The sequence below is a fragment of the Streptomyces sp. NPDC002676 genome, from assembly GCF_053592455.1.
The window spans coordinates 760,850-778,113 of the sequence record NZ_JBSFVT010000001.1 but is presented as its reverse complement, the minus strand read 5'-3'; the positions used below and the strand labels follow the sequence as shown (position 1 = coordinate 778,113).

The window sequence follows — 17,264 nt, the reverse complement described above, 5'->3', positions numbered from 1 at the left end:
CCCATTTACTTGACAAGTGAAATATTCAGGGGCACCGTTGTTTCAGGTACTGAAGTAACTGAAGTAACCGGAAAGGTCCTGTCATGATCAACCGCGAGTGGCACCTGCTGAGCCGTCCCGTCGGCTGGCCGAAGTCCGAGGACTTCGCGCTGGTCGAGACCCCGATGCCGACCCCGGGCGAGGGCCAGGTGCTGGTGCGGAACAAGTACCTCTCCGTGGACCCGTACATGCGCGGCAGGATGTCGGCCGCCCAGTCGTACGTCGCCCCGTTCGAGCTGGGCAAGGTCATGCAGGGCGGCGCGGTCGGCGAGGTGATCGAGTCCAACGCCGAGGGCATCTCCGTCGGCGACCACCTCCTGCACTTCTTCGGCTGGCGCGAGTACGCGGCCGTGGACCCGAGGCAGGCCGTCAAGGTGGACCCCGAGGCCGCGCCCCTGTCGGCGTACCTCGGCGTGCTCGGCATGACCGGCCTCACCGCCTACGCCGGCCTGCTGCGCACCGCCGCCTTCAAGGAGGGCGACGTCGTGTTCGTGTCCGGTGCCGCGGGCGCCGTGGGCAGCCAGGTGGGCCAGATCGCCAAGCTCAAGGGCGCCTCGCGGGTCATCGGCTCCGCCGGGTCCGACGAGAAGGTCAGGCTGCTGGTGGAGGAGTACGGCTTCGACGCCGCCTTCAACTACAAGAACGGCTCCGTCGCCGAGCAGCTGCGCGAGGCCGCGCCCGACGGCATCGACGTCTACTTCGACAACGTCGGCGGGGACCATCTGGAGGCGGCCATCGGGTCGCTGAACGAGCGCGGCCGGATCGTCATCTGCGGCATGATCTCCGTCTACAACAACACCGAGCCCGCCCCCGGCCCGAAGAACCTCGCGCGGCTGATCCAGACCCGCGGCCGGATGGAGGGCTTCCTGGTCGGCGACCACTACGACATGCAGCAGCAGTTCGTCCAGGAGGTCGCCCCCTGGATCGCCTCGGGCGCGCTGAAGTACCGCGAGACCGTGGTCGAGGGCATCGAGAACAACCTGGAGGCGTTCCTCGGGGTCCTGCGCGGCGACAACACAGGAAAGATGATCGTCAAGCTCTGACCCTGGCTGAGCTTTCCGGTATGCGGTAACTTCTTTCCGAATTCCGTCGTCGATCGTGGGCGCGAGTCGCGGCGGACCTAGGAGGAAGACAACCGCATGCCCATCACGCAGTCCGAGGTCCTGTACACCGCCGTCGCCACCGCCGAGAACGGCCGCGACGGCCGGGTCGCCACCGACGACGGCAAGCTCGACGTCGTCGTGAACCCGCCCAAGGAGCTGGGCGGCAGCGGCGCCGGCACCAACCCGGAGCAGCTGTTCGCCGCCGGGTACAGCGCCTGCTTCCAGGGCGCGCTCGGCGTCGTCGCCCGGCAGGAGGGCGTCGACGTCTCCGGCTCGACCGTCACCGCGAAGGTCGGCATCGGCAAGAACGACGACGGCTTCGGGATCATCGTGGAGCTCTCCGCGAACATCCCGGGCATCGACACGATCACCGCGCGCGACCTGATCGAGAAGGCGCACCAGGTGTGCCCGTACTCGAAGGCGACGCGCGGGAACATCACCGTGACGCTGGCCTGACCTCGCTCGTTGCGCACGGCGGAGGCCGCACCCTTGGACGTGGGGTGCGGCCTTCCGTGTGTGCGACCTGGGTCAGGCTTTCAGCACCGCCGTCTGTACCGCCGCCGCGAGCCTGTTGTTCTCCGGGGCCGCGCCGCCGGGGAAGGGGAAGCGGCGGCGGAGGTAGGCGTAGGCGACGCCGCTGCGCGGGTCCGCGTAGGACTGGGTGCCGTTCGCGCCGCTGTGGCCGATCGTGCCGGCGCCGAGGAAGGGGTGCCAGGTGTCGGCGGTGATCTGGAAGCCGATGCCGTACGCCTTGTGGCCGCGGGCCACCAGGTCGTAGCCCACGGAGTGGAACTGGCCGAACTCCGCGACCGTGTCCTCCTTCAGCAGCGGCGCCTTGCCGTCCCGCTCGCTGATCATCGCCGCGTACATGCCCGCGAGGCCGCGCGCGGAGCCGACCCCGCCGACCGAGGCGGGGCCCTGCGCGCGCACCAGCGGCTCGTTGACCAGGGCCGCCAGGTCGGTCGGCTCCGCTCCGTGCCGGTTGAAGGCGATCGCGGCCAGGGAGTTCGGGGCAGCCGGCATCTCGTCGAGCATCGCCCGCTGCTCGGGGCTCGGCACCGCCCGAAGCGCCGGGCGGAAGCGGGGCTCGTGCGAGGCCGCCAGGCCCAGGTGGAAATCCAGGCCGTAGGGGGCGCGGACTCTCTCCTCGTACAGCTCCTGGAGCGTGCGGCCCGTCGCCCGGCGGGCGACCTCGCCGGTCAGCGCGCCGACGACCAGCGCGTGGTTGCCGAAGGCCGTGCCCGGCCTCCAGAACGGCCGCTGGTCGGCAAGGCGTTCGGCGATCGCCCGGTCGTCCGCCAGCTCCGCCAGGGTGAACCCGGTGTCGGCGCCGACGAGTCCGGCCCGGTGCGCGAGCAGCTCCCGCAGGGTCAGCTCGCCCTTGCCCTCGGAACCGAACTCCGGCCAGTAGTAGGTGACTTTACGGTCCACGTCCAGCGTGCCGTCCTGCACCAGCAGGGCCACGACCAGGTGCGCCGCTCCCTTGGTGGCCGAGTACACGCCGTAGAGCGAATCCCCGTCCACGCCGTCCCCGGCCCACAGGTCGACGACCCGGCGGCCGTGGACGTAGGCGCACAACTGGCCCTCGTAGTCGTCCTGTTCCTCCGCCACGAAAGCGGCGAACTCCTCACGCACCGCCTCGAAGCCCTCGGCGACCATGCCGTGGACAGTGATCCCCTGTGTCATCCGCTCTCCTCAACTGTGCAGCTGGTCGGCGCTTTCCCCGCGCGCAACGCCCGTTCCGCCGCCGGACGTTCCCCGGATCGGTACGGCGAGGGGTATCCGTTCGACTCAACAGTCCGACCGCCCGGTTGGTGTCATATATGCCCCGGATGGCCGATGACCCTGCCCGAAGGGGAGGCCTCAGGGCCTCAGGTGCACCACCACAGGAAGCGGGTGCAGGTCTGTGTGGGCGACGGGGCCGGCGGCGGGACCGAGGCCGTGGGCTGCGCGGTCGGCCCGGTCGTCGGACGGGCCGTCGGCTTGGCGGTCGGCGCCGCGGTGGCCCCGCCGGAGCCCGTGCCGGTCGACTGCCCCGCGCTGTGCGTCGCCTTCGCGGACGGGGACGCGGAGTCCTTGCCCTTCGCGGACTTGCCGGCGGACGGGGAGGCCGACACACTCGCGGAGGCCGTGGCGCCCGCGCCGGGCGCGCCGCCGGGGGTGTCGCCGAGCGGGTCGGCGGAGCTCTCCGGGGACGCGGAGGACGTGCCACCGTCCGCCGAGGTGTCCCGGGACGACGCCGGCTTGTCGCCGGAGAAGGGGGCGTCCGTGCCGAGTTCGGCAATGCTGAGGCCGCCCGCCGCCAGCACGAAGCCCGCGGCGATCAGCACGGTACGGCGACGGCGGCGCCGGTGCGCGGCGGCCTTGCGGTCACGCCGGCTGGCGTCGGCACCGGCGCGACCGGCACTGGCACCACCCTGCCCCCGGCGCCGGGCGGCCCGGCCCCCGGGCTCGGGGTCGTCGCGCCGATCCCGCTGCTCTGCTTCCTCCGGCTGTTCCGCTTCTTCCGGCGCACCCGGCTCTTCCTGCCACTCCAAAACCCCGTGTCCGGCCGCTTCGGCAGGGCTCGCCTGGCCGTCGTAGCTGACGTATCCCGCGTGGCCGCCCTGCGCCGCAGGACCGCCGCGCCCCGGCACCTCGCCGGCGAGCGCGTACGCGCGCACGGCGGCGGCAGGTGCGTCCGCAGCTGCGGCGAGGGCGTGCGCCGGCGTGCCGCACCCTGGGCAGGCCAGGGCGCCGTTGAGGTGCCTGCGGCACGGGTGGCAGAAGTCCATGACGCCGGAAGACTAGATTCCTGATGGGTTACGTTCCTAGGTGCGCTTGTGAATGTTTCGTGCGAGGGCGAAAGAAGTTCTCGAAAGCCTTGCCGAAACCGTTACCCGTTCGCCCCATTGACACCCCCGCCGCCTCGTCCTTACTGTCACGCCAGCATTTCGAACGGGTGACGAAATCTCGAACAGCTGAGAGGCAACTGCCGTGCGCATCACCGGAATCAGCACACACGTGGTCGGTACGCCGTGGCGCAATCTGACCTACGTCCAGGTGCACACCGACGAGGGGATCACGGGAGTCGGCGAGACCCGGATGCTCGGCCGCACCGACGCGCTGCTCGGCTACCTGCGGGAGGCCGAGGCCAACCACGTGCTCGGCTCGGACCCGTTCGCGATCGAGGACCTGGTCCGCCGGATGAAGTACGGCGACTACGGCCGCGCCGGCGAGATCGTCATGTCGGGCATCGCGGTCGTGGAGATGGCGTGCTGGGACATCAAGGGCAAGGCCCTCGGCGTACCGGTGTGGCAGCTGCTCGGCGGGAAGGTGACCGACAGGGTCAAGGCGTACGCCAACGGCTGGTACACCACCGAGCGGACTCCGGAGGCCTACCACAAGGCCGCCCAGCAGGTCGTGGAGCGCGGGTACAGGGCGCTGAAGATCGACCCGTTCGGCACCGGGCACTTCGAGCTGGACCATGAGCAGAGCCTGTACGCCGTCTCGCTCATCGAGGCCGTACGGGACGCCGTCGGGCCGGACACCGAGCTGATGCTGGAGATGCACGGCCGCTTCTCTCCCGCCACCGCCGTACGGCTGGCGAAGGAACTCGCGCCCTTCAAGCCCGCCTGGCTGGAGGAGCCCGTGCCGCCGGAGAACCTCAAGGCGCTGGAGAAGGTCGCCGCCAAGACCGACATCCCGGTCGCCACCGGTGAACGCATCCACGACCGGATCGAGTTCCGCGAGCTGTTCGAGAGCCAGGCGGCGGACATCATCCAGCCCGACGTCGGCCACATCGGCGGCATCTGGGAGACCCGGAAGCTGGCCGCCACCGCCGAGACCCACTACGTGCTGGTCGCCCCGCACAACGTGGGCGGTTCGGTGCTGACCGCCGCCTCCCTCCAAGTCGGTTTCACCTCCCCGAACTTCAAGATCCTGGAGCACTTCAACGACTTCGCCGACGCGGAGATCAAGAAGGTGGTCAAGGGGGCGCCGGAGGTGGTCGACGGCTACTTCCACCTCTCCGACGCACCCGGGCTCGGGGTCGAGCTGGACGTCGCCGCGGCGGCCGAATTCCCGCAGCAGCAGGCCCGGTTCGACCTGTGGGCCGAGGGCTGGGAGCAGCGCAGGCCGAAGGGGACGAAGTGAGCAGCGCCGTCGTCATCGAGGCGCCTGGCGTCCACCGCGTCGAGGAGCACACGCCCCGGGACCCCGGACCCGGCGAGGCGCTGGTCCGCGTGCACGCCGTCGGCATCTGCGGCAGCGACCGCGAGGTCCACCAGGGCAACCGGCCCGAGGGTTACGTCCGTTACCCGCTCACCCCGGGCCACGAGTGGTCCGGCACGGTGCAGTCGGTCGGCGCCGGGGTGCCCGCGGATCTGGTCGGCCGCAAGGTGGTCGGCGAGGGCTTCCGTAACTGCCAGGTCTGCGAACGGTGTCACGCCGGTGAGACCACGCTGTGCACGGCCGGGTACGAGGAGACCGGCTTCACCCGGCCCGGCGCGATGGCGGCCACGCTCACCCTGCCCGCCCGCCTGCTGCACCCGCTGCCGGACGACGCCGACCTCACCGCCGCCGCCCTGCTGGAGCCGGCCGCCTGCGTCGCCGCCGCCGCGCTCAAGGCCGACGCCCGGCCGGGCGAGCGCGTCGCGGTCGTCGGCACCGGCACCCTCGGGATGTTCGCGGTGCAGTTCCTGAAGGCGGTCTCGCCGGCGGAGCTGCTGGTCGTGGGCGCCGGGCGGGAACGGGAGGCGCTGTCCCGGCAGTTCGGGGCGACCGACTTCCGGCTCAAGGACCAGGAACTCCCGGCCGACTTCGACGTCGTCGTCGAGGCCGCCGGGTCCGCGGCCGCCGCGCGCACCGCCGCCTCCCTGCTCAGGCGCGGCGGACGCCTGGTCCTGACCGGCATCCCGGCGCCGGGCGCGGACGGGCTCGACCCGACCGATCTGGTCGTACGGCAGCTGGAGGTGCACACGGTCTTCGGGGCGCCGCCCGCCGCCTGGGCGCACGCCGTGCGGGTGTTCGGCGCCGGGCTGCTGGACCCGCTGCCGCTGGTCACGCACGAGCTGCCGCTGACGGAGTTCTCCCAGGCCATCGACCTCGTGGGCGCCGGGGATCCCAAGGTGGGCAAGGTGCTGCTCCGTCCGTAGCCGTACGCCGGCCGGGGCGTGACCTGACGGCGTTCCGGCCGGCGTACCACCACGGCCTTTCCGCACCCAATGACCCGAACCTTGTCCGAAATCTCGAACACGGGTCTCGAACACAAAGGACAGCTTGTGACCGACGCTTCCGCCCCGGCAGCCCGCAGGCCCGGCGAGCAGGTGCTCGCCGCACTCGGCCTGGGCGCGCCCGCGCTCGACCCCGCCGACGCCTCCGCTCACAGTTTCCCGGGCGGTGGCCGCTGGCGCACCGAGATCCCCTCGTGCGAGGGTCCCGAGGCGCTGGCGGTCGTCCTCAAGGAGGCCTCGCGCCTCGATGTGCCGATCCACCGGATCAGCCAGGGCAGCGGGGTGTGGATGCTCACCGACGCCGAGATCACCGAGATGGTCGAGGCGACGGCCGAACGCGACATCGAACTCTGCCTGTTCACCGGCCCGCGCGGCACCTGGGACATCGGCGGCTCGGTGCGCTCCGACTCGCGGGGGGCCGGACTGCGCGCCCGGGGCCACGACGCCGTGGCCGGCTGCGTCGAAGACGCCGTCCGCGCAACCGAGTTGGGCGTCAAGTGCCTGCTGGTCGCCGACGAGGGCGTGCTGTGGACCCTGCACCGGGCGCGCGAGGCGGGGCTGATCCCGGCCGACACCACGCTGAAGGTCTCGGCACTGATCGGGCCCGTCAACCCGGCCTCGTACGCCCTCTACGAACGGCTCGGCGCCGACTCGGTCAACGTACCGAGCGATCTGACGCTCGATCACCTCACCGAGATCCGCCGGGTGTCCGGCGCGCCCATGGACATGTACATCGAGGCTCCCGACGACCTCGGCGGCTATGTGCGGATGTACGAGGTCGCCGAGCTGATCCGGCGTGGCGCACCGCTCTACCTGAAGTTCGGTCTGTCCAGGGCTCCCGGCATCTACCCGTGGGGCACCCATCTGCGGGGCGTGACCCTGGCCACCGCCCGGGAGCGGGTGCGGCGCGGCCGGCTCGCCCTGGACCTGCTCGCCCGGCACGGCGCCGGCGGCGACATGGCGCCGCTCGGCTCCCGGCTGCCGGGCCCGCTCCACCGCTTCCCCGCCACCACCGCGTGACCTCTCAACGACGAGACCGACAAGGACTGATCACCATGCGCAACCGCAGAGCCGCCATCGCCGCGATAGCCGGAGCCGCCTCGCTCGCCCTCACCCTGACCGCCTGCGGCCAGGACAGCTCGGGCGGCAGCAAGGAGAAGACGGGCAGCGCGAAGGGGGGCACCATCGGCATCGCGATGCCGACCAAGTCCTCCGAGCGCTGGATCGCCGACGGCAAGAACGTCGTCAAGGAACTCCAGGCCAAGGGCTACAAGACCAAGCTGGTCTACGGCGAGGACGACCCGGAGACCCAGGTCTCGCAGATCGAGAACCTGATCACGCAGGGCGTCAAGGGCCTGATCGTCGCGGCCATCGACAACAAGTCCCTGAACAGCGTGCTCCAGGAGGCCGCGGACGCGAACATCCCGGTCATCTCCTACGACCGCCTGATCCTCGGCACCAAGAACGTCGACTACTACGCGTCCTTCGACAACGAGAAGGTCGGCAGGCTCCAGGGCACGTACATCGTGCACAAGCTGGGCCTGGACAGCGGCAAGAAGGGCCCGTTCAACATCGAGCTGTTCGCCGGCTCCAACGACGACAACAACACCCAGTACTTCTTCAACGGCGCGATGAGCGTCCTGAAGCCGTACATGGACAAGAAGCAGCTGGTGGTCCGCTCCGGCCAGACCGCCCTGAACAAGATCACCACCCTGCGCTGGGACGGCGCGACCGCGCAGCGGCGCATGGACGACATCCTCACCGCGTCCTACAAGTCGCAGCACGTCGACGCGGTCCTCTCCCCGTACGACGGCATCTCCATCGGCATCCTGTCCTCGCTCAAGTCGGACGGCTACGGCTCGGGCAGCAAGCCGCTGCCGGTCATCACCGGCCAGGACGCCGAGCTGGCCTCGGTGAAGTCGATCATCGCCGGTGAGCAGACGCAGACGGTCTACAAGGACATCCGCAAGCTGGCCAAGGTCGCCGCGACCATGGTCGACGACGTGCTCAAGGGCAAGAAGCCCGAGGTCAACGACACCAAGTCGTACAACAACGGGACCAAGGTCGTGCCCGCCTACCTGCTCCAGCCGGTGAGCGTCGACAAGAGCAACTACGAGGACGCGCTGGTCAAGACCGGCTACTACACCGACTCCCAGCTCAAGTAGTCCCCGCCCACACCCCACTGTTGGCCCCACTGACTGGAAGGCACGACCATGGCGGGACCCGTCCTGGAAATGCGCTCGATCGTCAAGACCTTTCCCGGTGTCAAGGCGCTGTCGGACGTCACCCTGACCGTCCGGCAGGGCGAGGTCCACGCCATCTGCGGCGAGAACGGCGCCGGGAAGTCCACCTTGATGAAGGTGCTCTCCGGCGTCCACCCGTACGGCAGTTACGAGGGGGACATCCTCTTCGAGGGAGAGGTGTCCCAGTTCAAGGACATCCGGGCGAGCGAGCAGCACGGCATCGTCATCATCCACCAGGAGCTGGCGCTGGTGCCGTATCTCTCCATCGCGGAGAACATCTTCCTCGGCAACGAGCACGCCCGGCGCGGGTTCATCAACTGGCACGACACCCTCAGACACGCCACCGAACTGCTGCGCCGGGTCGGTCTGGACGAGCACCCGGAGACCCGCGTCGCCGACATCGGCGTGGGCAAGCAGCAGCTCGTGGAGATCGCCAAGGCGCTGTCCAAGCAGGTGAAACTGCTGATCCTGGACGAGCCGACGGCGGCCCTGAACGACGAGGACAGCGGCAAACTCCTCGACCTCATCCTGGACTTGAAGGACCAGGGCATCACCTCGATCATCATCTCCCACAAACTGAACGAGATCCGCAAGGCCGCCGACTCGGTGACGATCATCCGGGACGGCCGGTCCATCGAGACGCTGGACGTGAAGGCGCCGGAGACGACCGAGGAGCGGATCATCGCCGGCATGGTCGGCCGGGACCTCGACCACCGCTTCCCGGAACGCACTCCGCACCAGCCGGAGGCGGGCGCGGCCCCGGCGCTGGAGATCCGCAACTGGACCGTGCACCACCCGATCGACCAGCAGCGCAAGGTCGTGGACGACGTGTCCCTCCAGGTGCGCCGCGGGGAGATCGTCGGAATCGCGGGCCTGATGGGCGCCGGCCGCACCGAACTCGCCATGAGCGTCTTCGGACGGACGTACGGCCGCTACGCGGGCGGCACGGTCCTCAAGGACGGCCAGGAGATCCGGACGAAGACCGTCGCCGAGGCGGTCGGGCACGGCATCGCCTATGTCACCGAGGACCGCAAGCACTACGGCCTCAACCTCATCGACACCATCCACCGCAACATCTCGCTGACCGCGCTGCGCAAGGTCGCCCAGCGGGGCATCGTCGACGAGCACGAGGAGCGGCAGGTCGCCGAGGGCTTCCGCACGACCATGAACATCAAGGCGCCGACCGTCTTCGAGCCGGTGGGCAAGCTGTCGGGCGGCAACCAGCAGAAGGTCGTCCTCAGCAAGTGGATCTTCGCGGGTCCCGACGTGCTGATCCTGGACGAGCCCACGCGCGGCATCGACGTGGGCGCCAAGTACGAGATCTACACGGTCATCGACCAACTCGCCGCACAGGGCAAGGCGGTCGTCTTCATCTCCTCCGAGCTGCCCGAACTGCTCGGCATGTGCGACCGCATCTACACGATGGCCGCCGGGCGGCTGACCGGTGAGGTGCCGCGGGCCGAGGCCACGCAGGAAGTGCTGATGCGCCGGATGACGAAGGACACACAGGACAAAGAGGTAATGCGATGAGTACGGATGTGACCGCCAAGAGCCCGGCCCCCGCGCCGCCGGGCAGGAGCGGGCCGACCGCCGAAGCGGGTCTGCTCCAGCTGATGCTGGACGGCCTGCGCCGCAACATGCGCCAGTACGGCATGCTGATCGCGCTCGGCCTGATCGTCGTACTGTTCGCGATCTGGACGGACGGGGACCTGCTGCTGCCGCACAACGTCTCCAACCTGGTGCTGCAGAACGCCTACGTCCTGATCCTCGCGATCGGCATGATGCTGGTGATCATCGCGGGCCACATCGACCTGTCGGTCGGCTCGCTGACCGCGTTCGTGGGCGCGTTCGCGGCCCTGCTGACGGTGGAGCACGGTGTGCCCTGGCCGGTCGCCGTGGTGCTGTGCCTGCTGGCCGGCGCGGCAGCGGGCGCGGCGCAGGGGTTCTTCATCGCGTATCTCGGCATACCGTCGTTCATCGTCACCCTCGCCGGCATGCTGATCTTCCGCGGATTCACGGAGATCCTGCTCAAGGGGCAGACCCTCGGCCCCTTCCCCGACGGCCTGCAGAAGATGGGCAACGGCTTCCTGCCCGAGGTCGGCCCGAACACCAATTACCACAACCTCACCCTGCTGATGGGGCTCGTCCTGATCGCGGCCGTGGTCTGGCAGGAGTTCCGCGACCGGCGCCGCCAGCAGGAGTTCGCCCTGGACGTGGTGCCGACCCGGCTCTTCCTGCTCAAGCAGGTCGCCCTGGTCGCCGCGGTCCTCGTCGTGACCCTGCTGCTCGCCAGCTACAAGGGCGCCCCGATCGTGCTGATCATCCTCGGCGCGCTCGTCGTCGGCTACGGCTACGTCATGCGCAACGCGGTGTTCGGGCGGCACATCTACGCGATCGGCGGCAACCTGCCGGCGGCCAGGCTGTCCGGCATCAAGGACAAGAAGGTCACCTTCTACGTCTTCCTGAACATGGGCGCGCTCGCGGCCCTGGCGGGTCTGGCGATCGCCGCCCGCCTCAACGCGGCCTCGCCGAAGGCGGGCCTGAACTACGAACTCGAGGCCATCGCCTCGTCGTTCATCGGTGGCGCGTCCATGAGCGGCGGTGTCGGTACCGTTCTCGGCGCGATCATCGGCGGTCTCGTCCTCGGCGTGCTGAACAACGGTATGAACCTCCTCAGCGTCGGCACCGACTGGCAGCAGGTCATCAAGGGCTTCGCCCTGCTGGTGGCGGTCGGCTTCGACGTGTGGAACAAGCGCAAGTCCGGTTCGTAGGCGCTCGAAGGGAGCCGCACACATGGAACTGAACAGACGCACGGTCATCGCGGGAGCCGCGGCGGCGGGCCTCGCCGCGTCCACCATCAGCACGGGCCCGGCCCAGGCCGCCACCGGTTCGCCGGGAGGCAGAAAGCCGGTGAAGGAACTCTTCGGCAAGCTCGCCGACGGCACGAAGGTCCACCGCTGGTCGCTGGAGAATGGCGGCACCCGCCTGAAGGTCCTCTCCTACGGCGGCATCGTCCAGGCCCTGGAGCTCCCCGACCGGCACGGCCGGTACGCCAACGTGTCCGCGGGCTTCGACAACCTCGACGACTACGTGGCGAAGAGCCCGTACTTCGGCGCCCTGATCGGCCGCTACGGCAACCGCATAGGCAAGGGGCGGTTCACCCTCGACGGCACGGCCTATCAGCTCTCCGTCAACGACGGCGTGAACAGCCTGCACGGCGGCAAGCAGGGCTTCGACAAGCACGTGTGGGACGTGGAGCCGTTCACCGAGGGCTCGGACGTCGGCCTGCGCCTGTACTACACGAGCGTCGACGGGGAGATGGGCTACCCGGGCACGCTCAGGGCGAGGGTGACGTACACGCTGACCCGGCACGGCGCGTGGCGCATCGACTACGAGGCCACCACCGACAAGGCGACCATCGTCAACCTCACCAGCCATGTCTACTGGAACCTGACCGGCGAGGGCAGCGGCACGATCGAGGACCACGAACTCACGATCGCCGCCTCCCGCTATACCCCCACCGACTCCGGCCTGATCCCCACCGGCGAGCTGGCCGAAGTCGCGGGCACCCCCTTCGACTTCCGCCGGGCCAAGCCCATCGGCCGGGACATCCGCGCGGGCCATGAGCAGCAGGTGCAGGCCAAGGGCTACGACCACAACTGGGCGCTGGACAAGGGCCTCACGGCGAAGCCCGAGCATGCGGCGACCCTGCGCGACCCGTGCTCCGGCCGCACCCTGAAGATCGCCACCGACCAGCCGGGGCTCCAGTTCTACTCCGGCAACTTCCTCGACGGCACCCTGACCGGCACCGGCGGCCACACCTACCGCCAGGGCGACGCGCTGTGCCTGGAGACCCAGCACTTTCCGGACTCGCCGAACCATGCCGACTTCCCGTCGACGGTGCTGCGGCCGGGGCAGACGTACCGGACGACGACGATCCACACGTTCGGGACACAGGGCGGGTGACGCGGCCCACACGACAGGCGAGTTGAACGCCACTGCCGCCCCCTCCGTATCCAAGGGTGGCCCGTGCCTCCCCCGCACGGGCCATCCAGCCGACGGAGGTTCCCTTGCCTGACAACGTCACCTCGCTGTTCCAGGACAGTGGAGACGCAGCGGGCCCGGTGGACTTCTGTGTCCCGTGCAACCCGTACTTCCCCACGCCGGCCATGCTCGACGAGCTGGCGGCCCGGTTGCCCGAGCTCATCACGTGCTACCCGAGCAGAGCCGACACCATCACGGCCGAACTGTGCGATCTGCTCCAACTGCCCCCGCAGTGTGTGGCGATGGGCAACGGCTCGACCGAACTGATCACCTGGCTGGACCACTTGCTGGTCCGCGAGTCCCTGGCCGTCCCGGTCCCCACCTTCGGCCGCTGGACGGACCAGCCGGTGGAGACGGGCAAGCGGGTCGACATGTTCCCGCTCCAGGAGGTGAACGGCTTCGCCCTGGACCTTGGCCGGTACGCCGAGTTCATCCGTGCCCGCGGCAGCCGGGCGGCGGTGATCTGCAACCCCAACAACCCTGACGGCGGCTACCTGCCCAAGCAGTCCGTGATCGCGTTCATGGACGCGCTGGCGGACCTGGACCTGATCGTCGTGGACGAGTCGTTCCTGGAGTTCGCGGACGCGGAGGCGGACCCGAGTGTCGTCCAGGAGGCGATCCTGCGCCCCAACGTGGTCGTGCTGCGCAGCCTGGGCCAGAACTTCGGCCTGCACGGCATCCGCTGCGGCTACCTGGTGGCGAACCCGGCCCTGGCGGGCCGCGTCCGCGCGACGCTCCCGAAGTGGAACGTCAACTCCTTTGCCGAGCATGTGGTGTTCATGCTCCGCGACCACGGCCCGGAGTACGCCCAGAGCCTCGCGCAGATACGCCGGGACCGCCTGGAGATGGCGAGTGCGCTGTCGGCGCTGCCCGGCCTGACGGTCTACCCCTCCCAGGGGAACTTCCTCTTCGTGCGCCTGCCCGTAGGCGCGGAAGGCACGGCGGTCCGGGACCGGCTGCTCACCGAGCACCGGATCCTGGTCCGCGAGTGCGGCAACAAGATCGGTTCGTCCAGCCGCTTCCTGCGGCTCGTGGTGCGCCCCCAGGCCGACGTGCGTCGCCTGGTGTCCGGCCTGGAGTCGGTGCTCTACGGGTCCAGGAGGGGAGCCGCCGTACCCGAGCTGAGCAACGGGACCAGCTACAGCTCGGGTACGGCGGCGGTGGACCGGCTGATGACCGTGACCAACGGGTCCGGTGTGCCCGGTCTGGCCGCACAGGCTCGCGCCGTGGCCGCCGCTCCCGCCCCGGCCGCCGGCATGCCGCTCCCCGCCGCCACGCCGATGGGCGACGGGATGCCGCTGCCGGCGGCAGCCCAGGCGGTCCCGGAACAACAACCGGCGCCAGCCCGGGCGGTCCCGGAACAACAGCCGACGCCCCCGGCACCCGCACCCGCGGCCCCCGTACCTGCTTCCGTCCCCACCCCGCCGGGCATCACCCCGCCGGGCGTCCCGGCCCGCGGGGGCCTCACGGCCGCCCAGGTGCGCGGTACGACGGCCCGGGGCACCCCGGCCCTCGCCACCGGCCTGGCGCCCGCTCCGGCAACGGGCTGGCCCAACGCCCGGAGCTGGCCGAGCGCGGCCGGGGAGTGATGATCGAACAACACATACATACATACGACCGTACGGGGGAATACGGCCCTGTTTGGAGGTGTCTGCGTCATATGCGGGGTGGCTGAACGGCCACTGTGGCTGCCAGGTGCGAAAGATCGCACCGCGAGCCGAATGGGAGAGAGCCCCGCATGACGGTCGATCAGTCCAGCCCCCGGAGCACCGCCGAATTTCCGTTCGGTCCCACTCATGAGACCTGGGAGGAGATCCTGCAGAGCCAGGGACTCCACGACGGCCAGGCCGGGCTGGTCAGCGGACCGCTCAACGACCCCGCCCATGTGTACCCGGAGGAGCCGGGTATCGACTCGCGTCAGTTCCAGATCTCGGGTCAGGCCCTCACCGACGCGCAGCGCAACAAGGCGCTGGACGCCATGCTGAAGTACCTGGCCCACAAACGCGAACACATGCTGGGCTACCAGTTCAGCCAGGACACCGACGGCAGCAAACGGGACCTCTCCCGGTTCCTGGACTTCCACGTCAACAACATGGGCGACCCGTTCGACCGCGGCGGCTACAAGCCCAACACCCGGGTCGCGGAGCGGGCCGTACTCGACTACTACGCGTCCTTGTGGCACGCGAAGTGGCCGCACAACCCCAAGGACGGCGAATCGTACTGGGGTTACATGACCTCGATGGGCTCCACCGAGGCCAACCTCTACGCCCTGTGGAACGCGCGCGACTACCTCTCGGGCAAGGCGCTCCTCAAGACCACGTCCGACGGCAGGACGACGCTCACCCATGTGGAGCCCGAGATCTCGGCGAAGAACGAGAAGTTCTTCACCCCGGTCGCGTTCTACTCGCAGGACACCCACTACTCCTTCGGCAAGGGGATGCGGGTGCTGGGCATGTACAACGTCTACGGCGCGGCTCAGAAGTTCAAGTACATCAAGAACAAGAAGTGCCCCATCGCGGGCGGTTGGGAGAGCGTCAGGGAAGGGGTTCCCTCCAACGCCGACGGTGAGGTCGACATCGACAAGCTCATCAAGCTCGTCGACTTCTTCGTGACGGAGGGGCACCCGATCCTGGTGAGCCTCAACTACGGCAGCACCTTCAAGGGTTCCCACGACCACGTCGAGGAGATCTGCGGCAAGCTGCTGCCGCTCTTCGAGCCGAAGCACCTCGAGCACGAACTGAACTACGGCGCCAAGAAGAAGGTGAAGCGCCGCCGTTTCTGGATTCACGTCGACGGAGCCCTCGGCGCGGGGTACGGCCCCTTCATGCGCATGGCCGCGGCGGAACCGCACGTCTTCCAGTGGACCCCCGAGGTCACGCTGCCCGAGTTCGACTTCGGCCTGAGGGCGAAGACGAAGAAGGGCAAGAGCGTGGACATGGTCTCGTCCATCTCGATGAGCGGCCACAAGTGGCCCGGCGTCCCCTGGCCGTGCAGCCTGTACATGACCAAGGTCAAGTACCAGATGGCGCCGCCCGCCGAGGTGCAGGTGATCGGCTCCAAGGACACCACCTTCGCCGGCTCGCGCAACGGGTTCTCCCCGCTGGTGATGTGGAACGCGCTCGCCCAGTTCTCGTACGGCGACCAGGTCGAGCGCTGCCGCATCGCGATGGAACTGGCGGAATACATGGAGCGGCGGCTCAAGGAAATCAAGATCACGCCGTCTCTTGACGTCGCGCGGACACCTGGATCGTTCAGCGTCCGCTTCCGGCGCCCCAACGCGCGCCTGCTCGCCAAGTGGTCGATGTCCGAGGTCGGCGAGCACGTGCACGCGTTCGTGATGCCGTCGACGACGCGGGAGGAGGTCGACGAGCTGGTCTACGACCTCCAGACGAGCGACGCCTTCATCGAGCCGACTCCGCCGGTCGAGAGGGAGGAGGCGGAGCTCAGGAAGGCCCTGGAGGCCCTGGAGTCCTTGGAGGCCCAGCTGGCCGCCCTCCCCGCGGTGGACCTCGCCGAGGAGTTCATCTCCCTGGGCGGCGTGCCCTTCATCGGACGCGGCATGGAGTAGGCGCGAACCGCAGCGGCCGGGTTCTCCCCGAGTTCCGACCGGGGAGAACCCGGCCCCCGTGTGTTCGGGGCCCACTCGGACAGCACGCACTCGGCCGCCGCGAGCAGCCGGTCTTCACGAAGGTCACGCGGCCGTCGCCCACGGTGTACGACAGGCGGCGGTTGACCCGGTACGTCGCGCCGGGCACGTTCACCCAGGGGAGCATGCGGGTCGCCCAGCGTCGAGTGATGGAAGCGGGCGGCGCGCGAGGGCAGGACCATGGGGAGGCATGCGCCCCCGCGCGCCGGCGGTCGCATGGTTATGTGCTCGGGCACTCCTTCCACGCCAGGTGGTACACCGTGCTGATGTCTCCGTCGGTCGAGTCCATCGTCATGAAGCTGACCTTGCCCGGAGCCTGCGTCCCCGCGTTCACTCTCAACTCGGTGTTGATGTTGAAGTTGCGGAGGACCCCACAGGGGGCCCAGACCAGTTGGGCCCAGTCGGTGCTGTCGGTGGCCTGCCAGTCATCGTTGTAGGGGCCGCTGAACGGGTGGGTTCGCGCCGCGGTGTTCGGGGAGCCCTGGAAGTAGTACGAGGCCTTCTGCGTGCCTCTCGCGCCGGGCTGGAGCGAGAGAAAGCCCCGGTAGTCGGCGCTGGCGATGGCGTAGGTGAAGCCCTGCGGGACGTGCACGACCAGGTTGAGCTGGCAGTTCTTGCGGTAGGCCGTGGGATCGGAGGTGCCGCCGGCCTGGGCGAGGTAGTCGCTGTAGGTCACCGTGAAGGCGGTGTTGTCCGGGGAGACGGCCACGGCGGCCGTGCCCGCGGGGCAGCCCGAGCCGTTCACCGTGGCGACGTCGATGACGATCTTGTCCGGGGGCGGGTCGTCCACGACGGGAGAGGCGGTCTGGGCGGGTAACGCGGCGGTGAGCAGAGCGGCTATGGCACCGCTCAGCAGAACTCCACCAGCCATGGTTTCTCCAGGTTGTCGAGTGGGGGGTGAGACCTCCGACCCATCCGTTCAACTTTGAAGAAACTGTGTGGAACCTGTGAAGGAAGGGGGAGGCGTTGAGCATCG

The 17,264-nt window shown here is 69.3% G+C and carries 14 protein-coding genes; 11 read left to right on the top strand and 3 right to left on the bottom strand.

Going from position 1 to position 17,264, the window contains the following annotated elements; genetic code table 11:
* Positions 1-83: 83 nt before the first annotated feature.
* Both ACWD3E_RS03595 and ACWD3E_RS03590 read left to right on the top strand, forming a co-directional pair.
* Positions 84-1,082, top strand: a complete 999-nt coding sequence (locus ACWD3E_RS03595) for an NADP-dependent oxidoreductase (protein ID WP_451385871.1) — start codon at positions 84-86, stop codon at positions 1,080-1,082.
* Positions 1,083-1,178: 96 nt separating this feature from the next.
* On the top strand, positions 1,179-1,598 hold the full coding sequence (locus ACWD3E_RS03590) for an organic hydroperoxide resistance protein (RefSeq protein ID WP_451385870.1): 420 nt from the start codon (positions 1,179-1,181) through the stop codon (positions 1,596-1,598).
* A 72-nt stretch (positions 1,599-1,670) separates the two neighbouring features.
* Here the strand turns inward: ACWD3E_RS03590 and ACWD3E_RS03585 are convergent, their stop codons facing one another.
* Both ACWD3E_RS03585 and ACWD3E_RS03580 read right to left on the bottom strand, forming a co-directional pair.
* Positions 1,671-2,828: a serine hydrolase domain-containing protein gene (locus tag ACWD3E_RS03585; protein ID WP_451385869.1), complete on the bottom strand. Its 1,158-nt coding sequence runs from the start codon at positions 2,826-2,828 to the stop codon at positions 1,671-1,673.
* Positions 2,829-3,013: 185 nt separating this feature from the next.
* A complete protein-coding gene (locus ACWD3E_RS03580) occupies positions 3,014-3,916 on the bottom strand; it encodes an SCO2400 family protein (RefSeq protein ID WP_451385868.1) in 903 nt (300 codons plus the stop codon).
* A gap of 202 nt (positions 3,917-4,118) precedes the next feature.
* On the opposite strand from ACWD3E_RS03580, the gene ACWD3E_RS03575 reads away from it, so the two are divergent.
* The 9 genes from ACWD3E_RS03575 to ACWD3E_RS03535 all read left to right on the top strand — a co-directional run bounded on the left by ACWD3E_RS03575 (position 4,119) and on the right by ACWD3E_RS03535 (position 16,210).
* On the top strand, positions 4,119-5,276 hold the full coding sequence (locus ACWD3E_RS03575; protein WP_451385867.1) for a mandelate racemase/muconate lactonizing enzyme family protein: 1,158 nt from the start codon (positions 4,119-4,121) through the stop codon (positions 5,274-5,276).
* A complete protein-coding gene (locus ACWD3E_RS03570) occupies positions 5,273-6,277 on the top strand; it encodes a zinc-dependent alcohol dehydrogenase (protein ID WP_451385866.1) in 1,005 nt (334 codons plus the stop codon). Before ACWD3E_RS03575 ends, ACWD3E_RS03570 begins: the two co-directional genes overlap by 4 nt.
* Positions 6,278-6,403: 126 nt before the next feature.
* The gene (locus tag ACWD3E_RS03565) at positions 6,404-7,375 is read left to right on the top strand and encodes a hypothetical protein (RefSeq protein WP_451385865.1); all 972 of its coding nucleotides are present in this window, start codon (positions 6,404-6,406) and stop codon (positions 7,373-7,375) included.
* Positions 7,376-7,410: 35 nt separating this feature from the next.
* Positions 7,411-8,520 (top strand): multiple monosaccharide ABC transporter substrate-binding protein, encoded by a 1,110-nt coding sequence (gene chvE, locus ACWD3E_RS03560; protein ID WP_451385864.1) that lies wholly within the window; start codon positions 7,411-7,413, stop codon positions 8,518-8,520.
* A gap of 48 nt (positions 8,521-8,568) precedes the next feature.
* Positions 8,569-10,128 (top strand): multiple monosaccharide ABC transporter ATP-binding protein, encoded by a 1,560-nt coding sequence (mmsA, locus tag ACWD3E_RS03555; protein WP_451385863.1) that lies wholly within the window; start codon positions 8,569-8,571, stop codon positions 10,126-10,128.
* Complete coding sequence (gene mmsB, locus ACWD3E_RS03550) at positions 10,125-11,369, top strand: multiple monosaccharide ABC transporter permease (protein WP_451385862.1); 1,245 nt, start codon at positions 10,125-10,127, stop codon at positions 11,367-11,369. Before mmsA ends, mmsB begins: the two co-directional genes overlap by 4 nt.
* A 22-nt stretch (positions 11,370-11,391) precedes the next feature.
* Positions 11,392-12,564, top strand: coding sequence for an aldose epimerase family protein (locus ACWD3E_RS03545; RefSeq protein ID WP_451385861.1), 1,173 nt, complete (start codon positions 11,392-11,394; stop codon positions 12,562-12,564).
* Positions 12,565-12,668: 104 nt separating this feature from the next.
* Positions 12,669-14,231 (top strand): pyridoxal phosphate-dependent aminotransferase, encoded by a 1,563-nt coding sequence (locus ACWD3E_RS03540; protein ID WP_451385860.1) that lies wholly within the window; start codon positions 12,669-12,671, stop codon positions 14,229-14,231.
* A gap of 149 nt (positions 14,232-14,380) precedes the next feature.
* Positions 14,381-16,210, top strand: a complete 1,830-nt coding sequence (locus tag ACWD3E_RS03535) for a pyridoxal-dependent decarboxylase (protein WP_451385859.1) — start codon at positions 14,381-14,383, stop codon at positions 16,208-16,210.
* Between the two features lie 298 nt (positions 16,211-16,508).
* Here ACWD3E_RS03535 and ACWD3E_RS03530 read toward each other — a convergent pair whose 3' ends face one another.
* Complete coding sequence (locus ACWD3E_RS03530) at positions 16,509-17,159, bottom strand: DUF4360 domain-containing protein (protein ID WP_451385858.1); 651 nt, start codon at positions 17,157-17,159, stop codon at positions 16,509-16,511.
* Positions 17,160-17,264: the final 105 nt, after the last annotated feature.